The sequence below is a fragment of the Mycobacterium sp. DL440 genome, from assembly GCF_011745145.1.
Classification (GTDB): Bacteria; Actinomycetota; Actinomycetes; order Mycobacteriales; family Mycobacteriaceae; genus Mycobacterium.
In genome coordinates this window covers 5,021,342-5,040,244 of the sequence record NZ_CP050191.1, presented here as the reverse complement: position 1 = coordinate 5,040,244, position 18,903 = coordinate 5,021,342, and the positions used below count along the sequence as shown (strand labels likewise).

General features: G+C 65.9%; 15 protein-coding genes. 8 read left to right on the top strand and 7 right to left on the bottom strand.

What is annotated here, in order from left to right; translation table 11 throughout:
- Positions 1-34: 34 nt before the first annotated feature.
- Positions 35-1,462: an outer membrane porin GjpA gene (gene gjpA / locus HBE63_RS24555; RefSeq protein ID WP_243858266.1), complete on the bottom strand. Its 1,428-nt coding sequence runs from the start codon at positions 1,460-1,462 to the stop codon at positions 35-37.
- Positions 1,463-1,762: 300 nt separating this feature from the next.
- Positions 1,763-2,218 (bottom strand): SRPBCC family protein, encoded by a 456-nt coding sequence (locus tag HBE63_RS24550; RefSeq protein WP_166907089.1) that lies wholly within the window; start codon positions 2,216-2,218, stop codon positions 1,763-1,765.
- Positions 2,219-2,271: 53 nt separating this feature from the next.
- On the opposite strand from HBE63_RS24550, the gene HBE63_RS24545 reads away from it, so the two are divergent.
- The 4 genes from HBE63_RS24545 to HBE63_RS24530 all read left to right on the top strand — a co-directional run bounded on the left by HBE63_RS24545 (position 2,272) and on the right by HBE63_RS24530 (position 5,035).
- Positions 2,272-2,631, top strand: a complete 360-nt coding sequence (locus tag HBE63_RS24545) for a DUF427 domain-containing protein (RefSeq protein WP_166907087.1) — start codon at positions 2,272-2,274, stop codon at positions 2,629-2,631.
- A 9-nt stretch (positions 2,632-2,640) separates the two neighbouring features.
- Positions 2,641-3,540: a DNA-3-methyladenine glycosylase gene (locus HBE63_RS24540; RefSeq protein ID WP_166907085.1), complete on the top strand. Its 900-nt coding sequence runs from the start codon at positions 2,641-2,643 to the stop codon at positions 3,538-3,540.
- Positions 3,541-3,608: 68 nt separating this feature from the next.
- Entirely contained in the window at positions 3,609-4,160 is a 552-nt protein-coding gene (locus tag HBE63_RS24535; RefSeq protein WP_166907083.1) for a Dps family protein, read from the top strand.
- A 50-nt stretch (positions 4,161-4,210) separates the two neighbouring features.
- Positions 4,211-5,035 carry a hydrolase gene (locus HBE63_RS24530; protein ID WP_208301199.1) on the top strand — a complete coding sequence of 275 codons (825 nt, stop codon included), beginning with the start codon at positions 4,211-4,213 and terminating at the stop codon, positions 5,033-5,035.
- A 1-nt stretch (position 5,036) separates the two neighbouring features.
- On the opposite strand, the gene aqpZ is transcribed toward HBE63_RS24530, so the two are convergent.
- Positions 5,037-5,810: an aquaporin Z gene (aqpZ, locus tag HBE63_RS24525; protein ID WP_166907081.1), complete on the bottom strand. Its 774-nt coding sequence runs from the start codon at positions 5,808-5,810 to the stop codon at positions 5,037-5,039.
- Positions 5,811-5,972: 162 nt separating this feature from the next.
- Positions 5,973-6,773 (bottom strand): PaaI family thioesterase, encoded by an 801-nt coding sequence (locus HBE63_RS24520; protein ID WP_166907080.1) that lies wholly within the window; start codon positions 6,771-6,773, stop codon positions 5,973-5,975.
- A 62-nt stretch (positions 6,774-6,835) separates the two neighbouring features.
- On the opposite strand from HBE63_RS24520, the gene HBE63_RS24515 reads away from it, so the two are divergent.
- From HBE63_RS24515 to HBE63_RS24500, 4 genes are all read left to right on the top strand, one after another.
- Positions 6,836-8,893, top strand: coding sequence for a heavy metal translocating P-type ATPase (locus HBE63_RS24515; RefSeq protein WP_166907078.1), 2,058 nt, complete (start codon positions 6,836-6,838; stop codon positions 8,891-8,893).
- Between the two features lie 395 nt (positions 8,894-9,288).
- Positions 9,289-13,887 (top strand): glutamate synthase large subunit, encoded by a 4,599-nt coding sequence (gene gltB, locus HBE63_RS24510; protein ID WP_166907076.1) that lies wholly within the window; start codon positions 9,289-9,291, stop codon positions 13,885-13,887.
- Positions 13,880-15,346, top strand: a complete 1,467-nt coding sequence (locus HBE63_RS24505; protein ID WP_166907074.1) for a glutamate synthase subunit beta — start codon at positions 13,880-13,882, stop codon at positions 15,344-15,346. The genes gltB and HBE63_RS24505 overlap by 8 nt, the downstream gene beginning before the upstream one ends.
- Positions 15,347-15,384: 38 nt before the next feature.
- Complete coding sequence (locus tag HBE63_RS24500; RefSeq protein ID WP_166907072.1) at positions 15,385-16,695, top strand: glycosyltransferase 87 family protein; 1,311 nt, start codon at positions 15,385-15,387, stop codon at positions 16,693-16,695.
- 12 nt (positions 16,696-16,707) lie between these two features.
- Here HBE63_RS24500 and HBE63_RS24495 read toward each other — a convergent pair whose 3' ends face one another.
- From HBE63_RS24495 to HBE63_RS24485, 3 genes are all read right to left on the bottom strand, one after another.
- Positions 16,708-17,886 (bottom strand): hypothetical protein, encoded by a 1,179-nt coding sequence (locus HBE63_RS24495; RefSeq protein WP_166907070.1) that lies wholly within the window; start codon positions 17,884-17,886, stop codon positions 16,708-16,710.
- Positions 17,887-18,060: 174 nt separating this feature from the next.
- Positions 18,061-18,567, bottom strand: a complete 507-nt coding sequence (locus HBE63_RS24490; protein ID WP_166907069.1) for a YbaB/EbfC family DNA-binding protein — start codon at positions 18,565-18,567, stop codon at positions 18,061-18,063.
- Entirely contained in the window at positions 18,568-18,891 is a 324-nt protein-coding gene (locus HBE63_RS24485) for an ESX-1 secretion-associated protein (protein ID WP_166907067.1), read from the bottom strand.
- Positions 18,892-18,903 lie beyond the last annotated feature (12 nt).

The window sequence follows — 18,903 nt, the reverse complement described above, 5'->3', positions numbered from 1 at the left end:
CAACCGCCACCCGCCTAACTGCGCGACATCGGCACTAGTTGTCCGACTTTCCGCCTGACGACTTCGCTGTGCCTGTGCCGGAACGCGTTCCGGCGCCGGCCTTCGCCGCCGCCGACTTCTTGGGGGCGTGGCGCAGCTTTGAGCTGCTAGCGCCCGTCCGCTCGGATGCCGACTTGATCCGACTGGTGATGCGGTTCGCCAGGTCCCTCCGCTTCGGCTGGGGGCTGGTCTCGGACGCCTTGGTCGCAGTGGCTTCTTTGCCGGTCGACTCGTCTGCTGCCTCGACCGGTGAGCTCGCCTGTTCGACCGGTGCGGCTGCCTCCTTTACGGCTGCCAATGCGGCCGTTGTTCCCGAAGAAGCGGACTCGGCGAGCACCTTGTCGGCCGCCGTGACGGATCGCGCAGGGGCGTCCAACGTGACGGTCCGGGAAGCCCGGGGCGCGATGTCATTTGCCTGCGCCAGTGCGGCCGTTGGCGTTTCGGCCGACGAGGTCTCCGGCGTCTTCAGCGGCGGCGCCAGCGGGTTGCCCGTACCGTCCCATCCGATGGCCTTCGCGACCGCTTGGCCGAGGCCGATCAGTGAACCGATGGCCCCCGGCCCTTGTCCGGGAATGTTGACCTTGATGACATTGGCAATCGTGATGTCGAAGTCGAGGGCGTTGAAGATGGACCCGCCCGGGCTCAGCAGGCCGCCGAAGGTGATGCCGACGTTCGTCACATCGGTGCCGGGCCCCGGATCCAGATCCAAGCCCAACGCGTCCAGCACCGGGGTGAGGTCCAGCGATTGTCCGCCGTTGAGGAAGGCATCGGCCATCGCGGCGGGGGTATTGATCAAGGTGCTGACCGCCGCTTGGAAGTCGGGGGTCTCGCCGCCGAGGTTCTCCGCGATCGCACTCACGCTGGCGGCCAGGGCCAGCACCGGACTGATGACAGGTCCGACCAGGCCGAGGAGGATTCCGCTGGTGTAGGTCGTCGAAAAATCGATCAGCGGCTGGAGTGCGGCCGGGATCGGCGACTCATCTCCCAGGGCTTGCAGGATGGTGAACAAAGACCGGTGACTCAGAAGCCGGTTCGTGCTCTCCAACGTGCTCAAGTCGATGGCGAACGGCGCCTTGACTGCCGCCTCCAGATTGGTCGCCATCTGCCCGATGATCGCCGGGAAGTCGGGGAGTTGGGAGAGGTAGCCGATCTGGTTGGCGATGACCTGCTGCAGCACCGGGGCGGGTGCCGTCAGCCAGGCGTCGGCCAGGTTCGCGAGGTTGACCTCCGCGTTGTTGAAGACCTCCAACCACGGCGTGATGGGGTCGATTGCGGCGCTGAGTTGTACCGCCGGGTTGGCGACCTTGATGTCGGGGGGCGCCGTCAAAGCCGCAACCGGGGTCATGGCGATGGCGGTCGCGCCGACGAGCGCGATACTGGCGGTGGCAAACGGCCGCAGATTTGGCCGCAAATTTGTATGCATTGGGCTCCTTTTGTGCCGACGGGTCTCGACAAATTGGGAACCTTACTCATCAGTAGGTTGATTCGTTGAGAAATCAAAGAGATCGCTCGAACGAGCCTGCTGCCCGGTAACCGTTGCCCGGGGGCGGCCGCGTGAGCCACGCCCGGTTCGCCCCTCGCGTGCGCGCAGGGATCAGCCCACCCCGTCCTCAAACCCGCGCAGTCAGGCGCGGGAATGTTGGACGGATCACGCCGCCATCGTCACGATCGAAACCGTCGCCGGTTGCCGACGCCACGCCGAATTTGACTGTGCAGCAACAAATTAACTTTCAGCACGCTCTTTCAGGCGCTGCAGGGTCAGCTTGATGTGCTCGGCATTGGCACCATCACGGTCCGAGATCCCGGTGGCCAGCCCCGCGACCTTCTTGAACCAGCCGGCGCGGCGGTCCCAGGTGGATTCGGTCACCGTGCAGCCACCATCGGTGGCGGCGATGTCGTAGCGCCAATGCGCGACCGGGAACACCAAGGACTTCACATCGAACGCGAATATTTTGCCTGGCTCGGCGTCGGTGACGGTGCAGACCGTGCTCCAGTTTTTCGATCCATTGCGGTTTTGTCCTTTGAAAACTGAACCGGGGGCGGCCGTGCTGCCCCTCTGCCACTCCATTGCGTGAGCTTCCTCGGCAAGCGAGGCCAGGGTGGGTAGATCGGTGATGAGGGCATACACCGCAGCGGGATCAGCGGCGATGGACACGGTGGCTTTCACGGGAGCAGTCATGATCCGATGGTATTCACCGGAAGAATCGGGTGACCTTGCGTGTTCTAGTTCACATGACCGAGCGCCAGGTGCTGCAGCCGAGCGCAGCCCACCCCATCACCATCACTCCGACCGGCCGTCGGGTCATCGTCACCATCGGCGGCGCGATCGTCGCCCAGACCGACGATGCGCTGACCCTCCAGGAATCCACCTACCCGGCGGTGCAGTACATCCCGCGCGCCGATGTGGTGTCGGAGGCCCTGACCCGCAGCGACACGACCACCTACTGTCCTTTCAAGGGCGAGGCGAACTACTACCACGTCGGCGGGGTCGAAGACGCGATCTGGACGTACGAACAGCCGTACCCGGCTGTTGCCGAGATCGCCGGTCACGTGGCGTTCTACCCGGACAAAGCGGACGTCACCCTGGCTTAGCCTGGTGCGGTGCCCTCCATCAGCGTCACGTTCGACGGCCCGGCCAGTCCGGGCTTGACGCTGGCTCCGTGGCGCCGCAGCAGCGGGAACCCCTGCCAGCGGGTCGGTGCCGACGGCGCGATCTGGCGCACCAGCTTGATGGGCGGCGGCCCAGTTACCGCGCGGATCACCGCCTCGGCGCCCGACACGGTGGACTGCGAGGCATGGGGACCCGGCAGTGCGGAATTCCTGGACGGATTTCCGGCTCTGATCGGCGCCGACGACCATGCCGGCGGGTTCGAACCGGTGGAGGCGACGATCGCAGAGGCGCATCGGCGGGTGCCGCACCTGCGGCTCGGACGCAGTGGCCGGGTACTGGAGGCCTTGATACCCGCGATCATCGAGCAGCGGGTCTCGGGTATGGACGCCTGGTGGGCCTGGCGGCGGTTGGTGAGCAAGTACGGGGCGCCAGCCCCCGGGCCCGCCCCGTCCGGAATGCGGGTGATGCCGAGCGCAGAGGTGTGGCGGCGCATGCCGTCGTGGGAATTCCACCGGGCCAATGTGGACCCGGGACGGGCCCGCACGGTCGTCGGGTGCGCCCAGCGCGCTGATTCCCTCGAACGATTGACCGCCGAGCGGGCCGGCATGGCGCTGCGGTCGTTACCCGGGGTCGGGGAGTGGACCGCGGCGGAAACCGTGCAACGCGCATTCGGCGATGCGGATGCGATCTCGGTGGGTGATTACCACCTGTCCACCATGGTGGGACGCAGTCTTCTGGGCCGGCCGATCGACGACGCGGCCATGATCGAACTGCTCGAACCGCTGCGTCCGCACCGACAGCGGGCCGTGCGGTTACTGGAAGCCAGTGGGCTGGCCCACAATCCACGCTTCGGGGCGCGTCAGGCCATCCCGAACCTGCCTGCGTTGTAGCCGGTGATTGCCGGGCGTGGTTGCCGGGTACACCGAACGCGACTGATCGTGAACCGAAAGGAACCGCAATGACCGCGTTCACCATTCCCGGCCTGACCGACAAGCAGGGGGCCGAGGTGGCCAAGCTGCTGCAGAAGCAGCTCAGCACCTACAACGACCTGCACCTGACGCTCAAACACGTCCACTGGAACGTCGTCGGCCCGAACTTCATCGGGGTGCACGAGATGATCGACCCGCAGGTCGAACTGGTCCGGGGCTACGCCGATGAGGTGGCTGAACGGATCGCCGCGCTGGGCAAATCCCCGAAGGGCACTCCGGGCGCGATCGTCGCCGACCGCACCTGGGACGACTACTCCGTCGGACGCGACAACGTGCAGGCCCACCTCGCGGCCCTCGACCTCGTCTACAACGGGGTCATCGAGGACATCCGCAAGGCCATCGCGAAGCTCGAAGATCTCGACTTGGTCTCCCAGGACGTCCTCATCGACCACGCCGCCGAACTGGAGAAGTTCCAGTGGTTCGTGCGGGCGCATCTGGAGAGCGCCGGGGGCACCTTGGCGCACGAGGGCGCACCCACCGAGCGAGGTGCGGCAGGCAAGGCACGCCGCAAGAGCGCGTAACCGCTGCACGCTGTTGACCTCAACCGCTGTTGAGGTGCCAGCCTGGGGGCATGCCTACCTGGATATGCACCGGATGTGGTGTGGAACATCCGGATTCCACTGTCGCGCCGGCGGAAAGTTGTGTGCTGACGTCCGAGGTCGTCTCGATCGAGGAGCGTGGTGACCTTCCGCCGCACGGCAGTTGGACCACGCTCGCGGCATTGGCCGCGGACCCGCACGAAACTGAATATGTCGACCACGGGCGCGGAGTGCACAGCCTGCGCAGGGTGCCTAGGTTCGCCATCGGGCACCGGTCGTTCCTGGTGCAGACCGCGCACGGAAATCTGCTGTGGGATTCGCCGAGCTACCTGGACGACGACATCCTCGGCCTGGTTCACCGCCTCGGCGGCGTCGCGGCGGTGGCGACGAGCCATCCGCACATGTTCGGTGCGCAATTGAGCTGGAGCCGGGCGTTCGGGGGCGTGCCGGTCTATGTGAACGCCCTCGATGCCGAGTGGCTACCGGCTCCCGATCCGCACATCCAGTTGTGGACCGACGAGACCGAACCGCTGGCCGGGGTGCGGCTGATCCACGTCGGTGGCCACATGCGGGGCAGTTCGGTGGCGCTCACGCGCGACGGCACCCTGCTGGTCGGCGACACCATCTCCGGTGGGCTCGCCAGGAACTGGGTGTCGTTCCAGCGAAACTTCCCCAAGCATGTCCCGTTGTCGGCTGCGGTGGTGCAACGGATCGTGAATCGGCTCGATGCGTACCACTACGACCGGCTCTACACCCTTGGCGGCGACGAGATAGACAGCGGCGCCAAGGATGTAGTGCACCGATCAGCTGATACCCATATCCGTTGGGTCAGTGGTGAATTCGACCACCTCACCTGATCTAGCGGCCATCCTGCCGGTCCAGCGCATCCTCGCGCACCGGGCGTTCGGCCAGCTCCTCGGCCACACCGAACAGGAACGGATAGGCCAGACCGGCGATTGCCGCGCCGACCAGCGGCGCGAGCCAGAACGCCCAGAGTTGCGCGGGCGCACCGTTGCCGTTGAAGAAGGCGACTGCCGTGGAGCGGGCCGGGTTGACCGAGGTGTTGGAGATCGGGATCGCGACGAGGTGGATCAGCGTGAGGGTGAGCCCGATCGCCAGACCCGCGAAGCCCTTCGGCGCGCGGTCATCGGTCGAACCGAGGATGACCAGCAGGAACACCGCGGTGAGGATCACCTCGGCGAGTAGCACCGCGGCCAGTGAATACCCGCCGGGGGAGTGCTCACCGTAGCCGTTGGCGGCCATGTTGCCGGTGGCGGACCAACCGTCCTTGCCGCTGGCGATCACGTAGATCACCAGGCCGGCCAGCAGACCGCCGATGACTTGCGAAATCCAGTAGGGCACAAGGGCGGCCCATTCGACGCGGCGGGCCAACGCGGCGCCGAGCGTGACCGCCGGATTGAAATGCCCGCCGGAGATGGTGCCGAACGCATACACGCCGGTCAGCACTGTCAGGCCAAACGCGAGAGCGACTCCGAGGAATCCGATTCCCACCGAGATGCCGTCGGAGATAACCTTCGCGGCGAAGACCGCGCTACCGCAACCGCCCAGGACCAGCCAGAACGTTCCGATGAATTCGGCTGCCAATCGATGTGCCATTGTGGGTCTGTTCATGGTGAACTCCTCCGCGCTCGGGTCGGTCGGACATGCACTGACCGGAGCGTCACATGCCATTGGAGGATGGCGAGACCGTCGTGGCCGAATCGTTGGCGGATCGAAATTTACGTAGCGGCACCGAGACCGGCCCGACACCAGAGCCCGTTTTCCCGGCGTGGCTCAGCGGTATGCGGTCAGCCTGGCCACCAGCGCCACCGCCCCGTCATCGCCGATGGCTTGCGCATCGACCGCCCCGGAGCTGCGTCCGACCCGTAATGTGCGTGCCTCGTAACGTGATTCGTCACCGCCACGGAACTGACGCAGGTAATTGACCCGCAGCGAAGCCGTCCTCCAGGGCTCGCCGGCGCCGTCACCCAGTGCCGCAGAGCCGACGAGTTCCAGTGCCGCCGCCGACACCCCGCCGTGCACGACGCCGATGCTGTTGTTGATAACCGGGTCCCGTAGTTGCCGCAATACCGCGGCGCCGCCACCGGTCTCGGCAATCTGGACCGACATTCGGTCTTCGAGCGCTGCGGGTGGCGCGCCCTCGGTGGAGCCGGTGGGCCACTCGATGATGTGTCCCGGCGCGTGGATGTGGAAGGACCGCACCGTCGCCGTCCCCACCAACTGGCCTCCGTGGGTCAGCTCGCAGAGTCCCAACGACGCGGTCCCCTTCGGGCCGAACGGCCGGGCGGTCGCTACCACCGGAACCTCCGGTGTGGCCGTGACCAGGTCTATCGCATGCGGGGTGAGCTCGATGGCCAGCTCGCTGGACACGGTCCACTCGTCGTCGTTGCGGCGGAGGTGGTTGATCAGGCCGCCGATGTGATCGACCAGCATCGCCAGCGGAGCGATGGTCGGCACCCGCGTCAGGGGATTGAGCAGGCCGCCCACGGGGCTGGAGGCCACGCAGCGGTCCGGGCTCTCCTCAAGGGTTTGTATGCCCATGCGGCCCAACGGGGTATTCAGCGGATAGTGCATCGCCGTCAACAGTTACGCCCACCGCGGTGGGCAGATACCCCCTAGGGGTATACAGTGGCGATATGACCACGCCCGAACATGCGATGCACGAGCACGAACACACCGGTCACGCGGGGCATGCCGGCCACGGGGGCCACGTCGCCCAGTTCCGGAAGCTGTTCTGGGTCATGGCGGCGCTGGCCGTGCCGACCGTGGCTCTGTCACCGATGTTCGCGATGCTTCTCGGCTACTCGATCCCGGATTTCCCCGGCGCGCACTGGGTCTCGCCGGTGCTCGGTACCTTGATGTACGTCTGGGGCGGCCGACCGTTCCTGGCCGGTGCGGTCAGCGAAATGCGTTCGCGTGCACCGGGAATGATGCTGCTGATCGGATTGGCGATCACCGTCGCCTTCGTCGCTTCCTGGGGCGCGAGTCTCGGTGTGCTGCACCACGAATTGGACTTCTGGTGGGAGCTCGCGCTGCTGATCGTGATCATGCTGCTGGGGCACTGGATCGAGATGCGGTCACTGGCCCAGACCACCTCCGCCCTGGACTCGCTGGCCGCGCTGCTGCCCGACGAGGCCGAGCGCGTCGACGGTGACGGCGACGCCGAGCGGGTGGTCACCGTGGCCCCGGCGGATCTCCGGGTCGGCGACCTGGTGATAGTCCGGCCAGGAGGCAGCGTGCCGGTTGACGGCGCGATCACCGACGGTGCGGCCGACATGGACGAGTCGATGGTCACCGGAGAGTCGCGCACAGTGCGACGGGGCGTGGGCGACGACGTGGTCGCGGGCACCGTCGCCACGGACTCCGGGCTACGGATCCGGGTGACGGCCGTCGGCGACGACACCGCTCTGGCCGGCATCCAGCGGTTGGTCGGCGAGGCGATGAACTCTTCGTCGCGGGCACAGCGGCTGGCCGACCGGGCTGCGGGCTGGCTGTTCTGGTTCGCCCTGGGATCGGCGGTGCTGACGGCGCTGGCATGGACGCTGCTCGGTGAACCTGATCAGGCGGTCGTTCGCACCATCACGGTGCTGGTCATCGCGTGCCCGCACGCCCTCGGCCTGGCCATCCCGCTGGTGGTGTCCATCGCGACCGAGCGGGCGGCCCGCGGTGGCGTGCTGATCAAGGACCGGTTGGCGCTGGAAACCATGCGCACCGTCCGGGCAGTGCTGTTCGACAAGACCGGCACCCTGACCAGGGGGGAGCCGACGGTTACCGCCATGGCGGCTACCGACCGCCCGGAAAACGATGTGCTGGCGCTGGCAGCAGCCGCCGAGGCCGACTCCGAACACCCACTGGCCCGCGCCATCGTCGACGCGGCCCGGCGGCGCAACCTCGATGTATCGGCAGCGAGCGACTTCAGTTCCTCACCCGCGATCGGTGTCAGTGCCCTGGTCGGTGGTCGTCGGGTGCAGGTCGGCGGGCCCGCGCTGCTCGACCAGGTCGGGAAACCCTCCCTGCCGGACAGCGCGCGGTGGGACGGCGCCACCGTGTTGCACGTGCTGGTCGACGGGGAAGTGGCCGGCGCACTGGCGCTGGCCGACGAGATCCGGCCGGAATCCCGTCAGGCCGTCGATGCGCTGCACGATCTGGGTGTCGAAGTGGTGATGATCACTGGCGATGCTGCTCCGGTGGCCTCCGCGGTGGCCTCGGAGCTGGGTATCGACCGGGTGTTCGCTGGTGTGCGGCCCGAGGACAAGGCCGCCAAGGTCGCCGAGCTCCAGGGCGAGGGCCTGACCGTGGCCATGGTCGGTGACGGTGTCAACGATGCGCCGGCGCTGGCTGCGGCCGACGTCGGCATCGCCATCGGCGCGGGCACCGACGTCGCCATCGCCTCGGCAGGCGTCATCCTGGCCAGCTCCGATCCGCGATCGGTGCTCTCGGTGATCGAGCTGTCCCGGCAGTCTTATCGGAAGATGAAGCAGAACCTTTGGTGGGCAGCGGGTTACAACCTGATCTCGGTCCCGTTGGCCGCCGGGGTGGCCGCTCCGCTGGGCTTTGTAATGCCGATGTCGGTCGGCGCGATATTGATGTCAGCGTCGACAGTCGTCGTGGCACTCAACGCGCAGTCGCTTCGTCGTCTCGACCTACGGCCCGAGACGGGCGTGCGCAGCGTCGCACAGGTCTCGGGACGTTGACGACCCAAATCTAAGAATCTGACTAAGCTTTCCTGCAAATATCGAGTATTGATATAACGGCACTATAACGGGCTAGTGTGATCTGCATAGCAAACTAAATTGACGTATGGGGCGGCGATCGGCCCCGCCGGGGGATGGGTCACCCCCGTTGGGGTCGACCTGAAATGGTAAGGGCTGCAGCGGTATTCGCCATTTCCGCGACTGGCTGGCGAGCGGGTTCCAAAGTTGCCAAACCAGCATAGTTAGGCTTGGCTAAGTTGGCATCTGCCACGGTAGTTGCCTTATCGTTTTCTCCACTTATGGCGTGTGGGACATAGCCGTCGTCCAGTGCTGCACGGAGGCCACCCACGCCGAGCCGGCTTCTTCGTAGAAGCGTGTTGAAGGGCAAGGTGGGAATGGCGCCCAGCAAGGTCGGGCTGTACAACCCCGCGTACGAACATGATGCGTGCGGTGTGGCAATGGTGGCGGACATCCATGGTCGCCGGAGCCGCGACATCGTGGACAAGGCGATCACAGCACTGGTGAACCTGGAGCACCGCGGTGCCCAGGGCGCAGAGCCGAACACCGGCGACGGCGCAGGCATCCTGCTGCAGGTTCCAGATGCGTTCCTGCGCGAGGTGTGCAAGGAACAGGGCTTCGATCTTCCGTCCGAGGGAAGCTACGCCACCGGCATCGCCTTCCTGCCGCAGTCGTCGCGTGACGCGTCCACGGCCGCCGAGGCCGTGGAGAAGATCGTCGAGGCCGAGGGCCTGAAGGTGCTGGGCTGGCGTCCGGTGCCGACCGACGACTCGTCGTTGGGCGCGCTGGCGCGCGACGCCATGCCGACGTTCCGGCAGCTGTTCATCGGCGGCGCCTCCGGCATGGACCTGGAGCGCAAGGCGTACGTCGTGCGCAAGCGCGCCGAGCACGAGTTGGGCACCAAGGGACCGGGCCAGGACGGCCCAGGGCGCGAGACGGTGTACTTCCCGAGCCTGTCCGGTCAGACCTTCGTCTACAAGGGCATGCTGACCACCCCGCAGCTCAAGGCGTTCTACCTGGACCTGCAGGACGAGCGGATGACCAGCGCGCTGGGCATCGTGCACTCCCGCTTCTCCACCAACACGTTCCCGTCCTGGCCGCTGGCCCACCCGTTCCGGCGGATCGCCCACAACGGCGAGATCAACACCGTCACCGGTAACGAGAACTGGATGCGCGCCCGTGAGGCGCTGATCCGCACCGATGTGTTCGGCACCGACGGGCTCGACAAGATCGTGCCGGTCTGTACCCCTGGCGCATCGGACACCGCACGTTTCGACGAGGTGCTCGAGCTGCTGCACCTCGGTGGCCGCAGCCTGCCGCACGCCGTGCTGATGATGATCCCCGAGGCGTGGGAACGCCACGAGTCCATGGATCCCGCCCGCCGCGCTTTCTACGAATTCCACGACTCGCTGATGGAGCCCTGGGACGGACCCGCCTCGGTGTGCTTCACCGACGGCACCGTCATCGGCGCCGTGCTTGACCGCAACGGCCTGCGCCCCTCCCGCATCTGGGTGACCGACGACGGTCTGGTCGTGATGGCGTCCGAAGCCGGCGTGCTGCCGCTCGACCCGTCCACCGTCGTCAAGAAGCTGCGGCTGCAGCCCGGCCGGATGTTCCTGGTGGACACCGCCCAGGGCCGCATCGTCTCCGACGAGGAGATCAAGGCTCAGCTGGCCAGTGAGCAGCCCTACCAGGAGTGGATCGAGGCGGGCCTGTTCCCCCTCGACGAGCTGCCGCCGGGTGACTACGTCCGGATGCCGCACCACCGCGTGGTGTTGCGCCAGCAGATCTTCGGCTACACCTACGAGGAGCTGAACCTGCTGGTGGCGCCCATGGCGCGCACCGGCGCCGAGGCCCTGGGTTCGATGGGCACCGACACCCCGGTCGCCATCCTCTCGGCCCGGCCGCGGATGCTGTTCGACTATTTCCAGCAGCTGTTCGCCCAGGTCACCAACCCGCCGCTGGACGCCATCCGCGAAGAGGTGGTCACCAGCCTGCAGGGCGTGATCGGGCCCGAGGGCGACCTGCTCAATCCTGGTCCCGAATCGTGCCGGCAGATCGTGCTCTCGCAGCCGATCCTGCGCAACGCCGACCTGTCCAAGCTGATCTGCGTCGACCCCGACCACGAGGTCCGGGGCCACAAGCACGGCATGCGTGCCGCAGTGATCCGCTGCCTGTACCCGGTCAACCGGGGCGGCCAGGGACTCAAAGAGGCGCTGGACAACGTCCGCGCCAAGGTCTCGGAGGCGATCCGCGAGGGCGCCCGCATCATCGTGTTGTCCGACCGTGAATCCAACGAGACCATGGCGCCGATCCCGTCGCTGCTGTCCGTGGCCGCGGTGCACCACCACCTGGTCCGCGAGCGCACCCGCACCAAGGTCGGCCTCGTGGTCGAGGCCGGTGACGCCCGCGAGGTGCACCACATGGCCATGCTGTGCGGCTTCGGTGCCGCCGCGGTCAACCCGTACATGGCCTTCGAGTCGATCGAGGACATGGTCGACCGCGGTGTGATCGCCGGAATCAGCAGCGATCAAGCCAAGGCCAACTACGTCAAGGCCGCGGGCAAGGGCGTGCTGAAGGTGATGTCCAAGATGGGCATTTCCACCTTGGCCTCCTACACCGGTGCGCAGTTGTTCCAGGCCATCGGCATCTCCCAGGACGTGCTCGACCAGTACTTCGTCGGGCTGAGCTGCCCGGTGGGCGGCATCGACCTCGACGACATCGCCGCCGACGTCGCCACCCGCCACTCACTGGCCTACCTGGACCGTCCCGACGAGCGCGCGCATCGCGAGCTCGAGGTCGGCGGTGAGTACCAGTGGCGTCGCGAGGGTGAGTACCACCTGTTCAACCCGGACACGGTGTTCAAGCTCCAGCATTCAACGCGTACCGGCCAGTACTCGATCTTCAAGGAGTACACCGCGTTGGTCGACGACCAGAGTGAGCGGATGGCCTCACTGCGCGGCCTGCTGAAGTTCCGCAGTGGCGACGAGGCTGTGCGCCAGCCCATCTCGATCGACGAGGTGGAACCCGCCTCCGAGATCGTCAAGCGGTTCTCCACCGGCGCCATGAGCTACGGCTCGATCTCGGCCGAGGCGCACGAGACTCTGGCCATCGCGATGAATCGCCTTGGCGGGCGGTCGAATTCGGGTGAGGGCGGCGAGAGCGTGCACCGCTTCGAGCCCGACGAGAACGGCGACTTGCGTCGCAGCGCCATCAAGCAGGTGGCCTCCGGTCGGTTCGGGGTGACCAGCCACTACCTGACCAACTGCTCTGACATCCAGATCAAGATGGCCCAGGGTGCGAAACCTGGTGAGGGCGGCCAGCTTCCGGGGCACAAGGTGTACCCGTGGGTGGCCGAGGTGCGGCACTCGACCCCGGGTGTCGGCCTGATCTCGCCGCCGCCGCACCACGACATCTACTCGATCGAGGATCTGGCACAGCTGATCCACGACCTGAAGAATGCCAACCCGGCCGCGCGTGTGCACGTGAAGCTGGTTTCGGAAAATGGTGTGGGAACGGTCGCCGCCGGTGTCTCGAAGGCGCACGCCGACGTGGTGCTGATCTCCGGCCACGACGGCGGTACCGGTGCCACCCCGCTGACGTCGCAGAAGCACGCGGGCGCCCCGTGGGAGCTCGGGCTCGCCGAGACCCAGCAGACCCTGCTGCTCAACGGCCTGCGTGACCGCATCGTGGTCCAGGTCGACGGTCAGCTCAAGACCGGCCGCGACGTGGTGGTCGCCGCCCTGCTGGGCGCCGAGGAGTTCGGCTTCGCCACCGCCCCACTGGTCGTGGCGGGCTGCATCATGATGCGCGTCTGCCATCTCGACACCTGCCCGGTGGGTGTGGCCACCCAGAACCCGGTACTGCGGCAGCGATTCAACGCCAAGCCCGAGTTCGTCGAGAACTTCTTCATGTTCATCGCCGAAGAAGTCCGTGAGCTCATGGCGCAGTTGGGCTTCCGCACCGTCACCGAGATGGTCGGACAGGTCGGCGCGCTGGACACCACCCAGGCCGCCGAGCACTGGAAGGCCCACAAGCTGGACCTGACGCCCGTGCTGTACGAGCCCGAGTCGGCGTTCATGAACCAGGATCTGTACTGCAGCTCGCGTCAGGACCATGGTCTGGACAAGGCGCTGGATCAGCAGTTGATCGTCCAGAGCCGCGACGCCCTGGACAAGGGCACTCCGGTCCGTTTCTCCACCAAGATCACCAACGTCAACCGCACGGTCGGCACCATGCTCGGCCATGAGGTGACCAAGGTCTATGGCGGGCAGGGGCTTCCGGACGGCACCATCGACATCAACTTCGACGGGTCGGCCGGCAACAGCTTCGGCGCGTTCGTGCCCAAGGGCATCACGCTGCGCGTCTACGGTGACGCCAACGACTATGTCGGCAAGGGCCTGTCCGGCGGCCGGATCGTGGTCCGCCCCGCCGACGAAGCACCGGCAGGTTTTGCCGCCGAGGACAACATCATCGCCGGCAACGTGGTGCTCTTCGGCGCCACCAGCGGCGAGGCGTTTCTGCGCGGCCAGGTCGGCGAGCGGTTCGCGGTCCGTAACTCCGGCGCCCACGCGGTCGTCGAAGGTGTCGGTGACCATGGTTGCGAATACATGACCGGTGGCAAGGTCGTCATCCTCGGGCCCACCGGCCGCAACTTCGCGGCGGGTATGTCCGGCGGTGTCGCCTATGTTTACGACCCGGCGGGTGTGCTGGGCGAGAACCTGAACACCGAGATGGTGGAGCTGGAAGCCTTGGAGGCCTCTGACGTCGAGTGGCTGCAGGGCATTCTCACCGCCCACGTCGATGCAACTGATTCGGCTGTGGGACAACGGGTCCTATCTGATTGGGATAACGAGTTGAAGCACTTTGTGAAGGTCATGCCGCGCGATTACAAGCGCGTGCTGGCTGCGATCGCCGAGGCCGAGCAGGCCGGCGTGAACGTGGACGAGGCGATCATGGCGGCGGCCAATGGCTGATCCGCGCGGTTTCCTCAAGCACACGTCCAAGGAGCTACCGACCCGCAGGCCAGTTCCGCTGCGCCTCAAGGACTGGAAAGAGGTCTACGAGGACTTCTCCCACGACAAGCTGCAAGACCAGGCATCGCGATGCATGGACTGCGGTATCCCGTTCTGCCACAACGGCTGCCCGCTGGGGAACCTGATCCCCGAGTGGAACGACCTGGTCTACAAGGACCGGTGGCGCGACGGGATCGAGCGGCTGCACGCCACCAACAACTTCCCGGAGTTCACCGGCCGGTTGTGCCCTGCCCCGTGCGAGGCGTCGTGCGTCCTTGGCATCAACCAGGATCCGGTGACCATCAAGCAGGTCGAGGTCGAGCTCATCGACAACGCCTTCGACCAGGGCTGGGTTGTTCCGAAGATGCCCGACGTGCAGACCGGCAAGAAGGTCGCCGTCGTCGGGTCCGGACCGGCCGGACTGGCCGCCGCCCAGCAGCTCACCCGGGCCGGCCACACCGTCACGGTGTTCGAGCGCGCCGACCGCATCGGCGGCCTGCTGCGTTACGGCATCCCCGAGTTCAAGATGGAAAAGCGCCACATCGACCGGCGCCTGGAACAGATGGCTGCCGAAGGCACCCAGTTCCGGCCCGGCGTCAACGTCGGCGTCGACATCACCGTGGCCCAGCTGCGGCTGAACTACGACGCGGTCGTGCTGGCCGGCGGTGCCACCGCATGGCGTGATCTGCCGATCCCGGGCCGCGAGCTCGATGGCATCCACCAGGCTATGGAATTCCTGCCCTGGGCCAACCGGGTGCAGCTCGGCGACGACGTCCTCGACGAGAGCGGCCAGCCGCCGATCACCGCCAAGGACAAGCACGTCATCATCATCGGCGGTGGCGATACCGGCGCGGACTGCCTGGGCACCTCGCACCGTCAGGGCGCGGCGAACATCCACCAGTTCGAGATCATGCCGCGGCCGCCGGAGACCCGTGCAGACTCGACGCCGTGGCCCACCTATCCCTTGATGTTCCGGGTGTCCTCGGCTCACGAAGAGGGCGGCGAGCGCGTGTTCTCGGTCAACACCGAGGAATTCACCGGCTCCGACGGACATGTGACCGGCCTCCGCGCGCACGAGGTCAAGATGAACGCCGGCAAGTTCGAGAAGGTCGAAGGGACCGACTTTGAGCTCAAGGCCGATCTGGTGCTGCTCGCGATGGGCTTTGTCGGTCCCGAAAAGGCCGGTCTCCTCACGGGGCTCGGTGTCGAGCTGACCGACCGCGGAAACGTCTCCCGCGACGACAACTTCCAGAGCTCGGTGCCCGGCGTATTCGTCGCCGGTGACATGGGTCGTGGACAGTCGCTGATCGTATGGGCGATCGCCGAAGGCCGGGCCGCCGCCGCAGGCGTCGATCGCTACCTGATGGGCAAGTCTGCCCTGCCGGTGGTGATCAAGCCGACGGCTGCGCCGCAGCGCTAGGCCTCTGCCGGTCGACTCGCCAAGTCCGGGGGGAAGAGATGAGGCTGCGACGACGCATCGTCGCAGGGGCAGTCCTGATGGCTGTCCTGGCGGTGCTGGTACACAACCATCTGGTTCCGTTCGGCACGCATTTCTTCGGGTTGACCGAGAACAACTTCGACCTGGACACGTATCGCGCCGCGGTGCACGCGTCCTGGGACGGCAGGAGTCTGTACCAGGAACCGGCACTGCGCGGGGCCTGGTACGTCTATCCACCGTTCGCGACCTTCATCCTCGCGCCGCTGGCCTGGCTCGGTTTCGACGTCGCCAAGTACGTGCTGCTGGCGCTGTCGATCTGCTTGTTGGCCCTCATCGCATGGCGCATCCTGCGCCTGGCCGGGATCCGCGCGGATCTGAGGCTCGGGGTGATGAGCGCTGCGCTCGCGGTGATCGTCGTCGATGTCGAGCCGGTGCAGGCCACGTTGTGGTGGGGACAGATCAATGTCCTGCTCGTGGCGCTGGTGATCCTCGACCTGTTGCGCCCCGACGGGGCCCGGTGGCGGGGGATCGGGCTGGGCCTGGCCGCGGGTGTCAAGCTCACTCCGCTCGTGTTCCTGCCATACCTGTTGCTCACCCGGCAGTGGCGTGCCTCGGCCACTGCTGCAGTCACTTTCGTCGCGACCGCTGCGCTCACCTGGCCGCTGCTGCCGCGAGACAGCGCCTGGTTCTGGAGCCACCTCGGCGACACCGCCCACATCAGCTCCATCGAACATCTGGCGAACCAGTCGATCAACGGATTTCTCGCCAGGTACTTCGCACCGAACCCGCGGCCGGAATGGTTGTGGATCGTGGTGAGCCTAGTGGTACTTGCGGCCTGCCTCGCCACCGCGACGTGGGCGCACCGACGAGGGGAACGTGCGCTGGCGGTGGTGCTGGTGGGCCTGACCGGCTGCGCGGTATCGCCGTTCAGTTGGGCGGCGCACTGGGTGTGGTTCGCCCCCGCGATCTTCTGGCTCGTCGCGAAAGCGTGTACGACACAGGGTCAGTGGGCCCGCGGCTGGGCCTACCGGGCCGCCGGCCTGCTGGCGATGACTTTCATGTGGACGCTGCACCGGCCCGGGCGCAATCACACCACCATGTACTTCAGCGGCATGTACTGGAACTTTCTGGACCTGCGGCGGTTCTGGGTCGGGCAGCTCGCGAGCGGGTGGTACCCGCTGACGTTCGTGTGTTTCGTGATCGCCGTCGTGGGTTGGTTACGTCTGAGCGCGACGGCAAAGCGAGACGATCCCGACGAGATCTCCATGACGTCCGACGACCTCGACGACTATCCGCCGGAGTTCCTTGACGAGGAATTGGCGCGCGCCTGAGCGGGCCTGCGATTACGGACTCACAAGAGAAAACAGTTCGGTCCCGTCGTCGGACAGGCGGACCAAAGTGTCGCCCAGTCGGGTAATCCGGCCCAGTGGTCCGTTCCTCGGAATCGACCACACTCGTTCACACTTCGTGAGATCCCAGGCATCCGCCAGCAGGTCGGACTTCGGATTGACCGGAGCGCGCACCGCCACCGTCCCGTCGGATCCGAGATAGCCAGTCCCCAAGTTGAATTCGCACGGCTCGCCCTTGTCGCCCGTCCGCATGTCATACGGTCGATAGAGGGTTTGCTGAGTAGATTTGTCGGTCTCACTGACCCACAGCGTGGTGCCGATCAATTGGAGGTGGCCGCCGGACAGGTCGAGCAATTTCTCGCCTTGCAGGGTGTAGACGACGTAGCTGTGGGAGTCTCCGATACCGATCAGATTGCCCGCTGTACTCCTCAGGGTGCCTTCGAAGCGCTTGTTAGTCGTGAGTTTCCCAGTGCCGTCAAATAACTGGACGAAATCGTGCCCAGGTTTCTCGGTGAATTGCTGTGCAAAACCGCCACTGAAGAATGCGGTATTGAGCAATTCGGTGTTGTCTGGAAACTGCGGGTCGAGCACTTCACCGTCCGTGAGAGAAAACAGCGTTGCGCCATCTTCGCGACCGGTTCCCTGGAAAGCGACGTCACTGTTGTGTTCGGCGACGACGCCTGCCCCAGGTACGAACCATGTCGTCTGGGCTTGGGGTCCCACGCCGTAGATGCCTTCATGTTCAGTCACCGCTACCAGGTAGTTGCCCGTTTGCCTCGCTGAATGCTTCTCCCAACTGACCAGGCGCACTTCCGTCGCTCCGGTAAACGTCAGCCCGCCGGTCTGCCCATCGATTACCCAGGCCGTGGACCGGTGGAAATCATCCGAGATGCAGATCACCGACGCTCCGTTGATGAAGCAACTCGGTGCCGCTGTCGTCGTGCTCAACGCCACCGGGGGAAACAACCGGCGGCCGTCCTTGGCGTCAACTCCGGTCAGCCACCACTGCGGTGTGGGTCCGGGACTACTGGCGACGAGATAGGCGCGAGACGTTTCCGTTTCGATGATGGGGCCGGGCAGGCTCGGGTCGTCGCCGACGGTGATTCTCGACTCCGCTGGCAACCCGAGGGTTGCGACGTCAATCTTCCACCCAGGAACCGGATTTGTGTGCATCGACGACAGGAAGGTCTGCTCCGGGGGCGTCCAGCGATGCCGTGCCCAGGCTTCAGCGCCTGCCGAGGACCACCAGACGATGCCACCGACAACGACAACGACGACCGTGACGAGTGCCGCGACGATGAACGGCCAGCGTGAGCGTCGTTTGGGCGGGAGCGGTTGAGCCATCAGTCAGTCGTCTCCGTCATCTCGGTATCGGGTGGCGAAGATCTGAGCTTTCTCGGCGAGCACGACTTCGGGCGACGGTAGCCCTGCATCGTGCTCCAGATGGTTGCGGATCGAGGTTCGATCGACGCCCAATTGCTCCAGAGCACTCGAAAGAATCAGGTTCTGGCCAGCCAGGGCTTGCTGTGCAGCGAGCCTCGCAATCACGAGGATCTCGTCGGCGAGTTGGCATTCAGTCATATCGGCTACTCGCGGTGAGAGGTCGACATGTGCGGGCTGCCCACTCGCCAACGCACTGACCGACACTGTCCCCGGGGGATTCGTCACGGTGAAGAACATCGCTAGGATGGCGTCGTCGTCGGCGGCGGCGGCGTCAGGAGTCGGCGCCGCCAATTCCGAGTTATCGCCGGGCTGTTCGGTCGGGTTGGTGAAGTCGAGCGCATCGAGCGACGATTCGTGTTCAACATCGTCGGTTTCGTCGTCCCAGGGGTCGTCATCCCAGTTGTCGCCCACTCACACCCCGCACGTATTGATGTTCCCGCCTTCGGCGGAATCGGTGTTGTCGTAATTGGCGGCCGCGGTGGTCAACTTCTCGGCGAGCTCGGTGGATACCTTCTCTATCTTTCCGCCGGCCGTCCGACGGGCGGCTTCAACCGCTGCCACGGCGAGATTAGTTGCACCGCACACGAGTCCGTGGGTATCCAGAACATTCCGCGCCGGGTCGACGATCGACCGATTCGCTCCCGTGATCTGGTCGACTGCCGTGTGTTGCTTCTCGGCCAGGTGTCGGATGTGATCGGTGAGGACCGAGAGGTTCTTCTCGTAATCGGTTGGCATTGAGATTCTTTC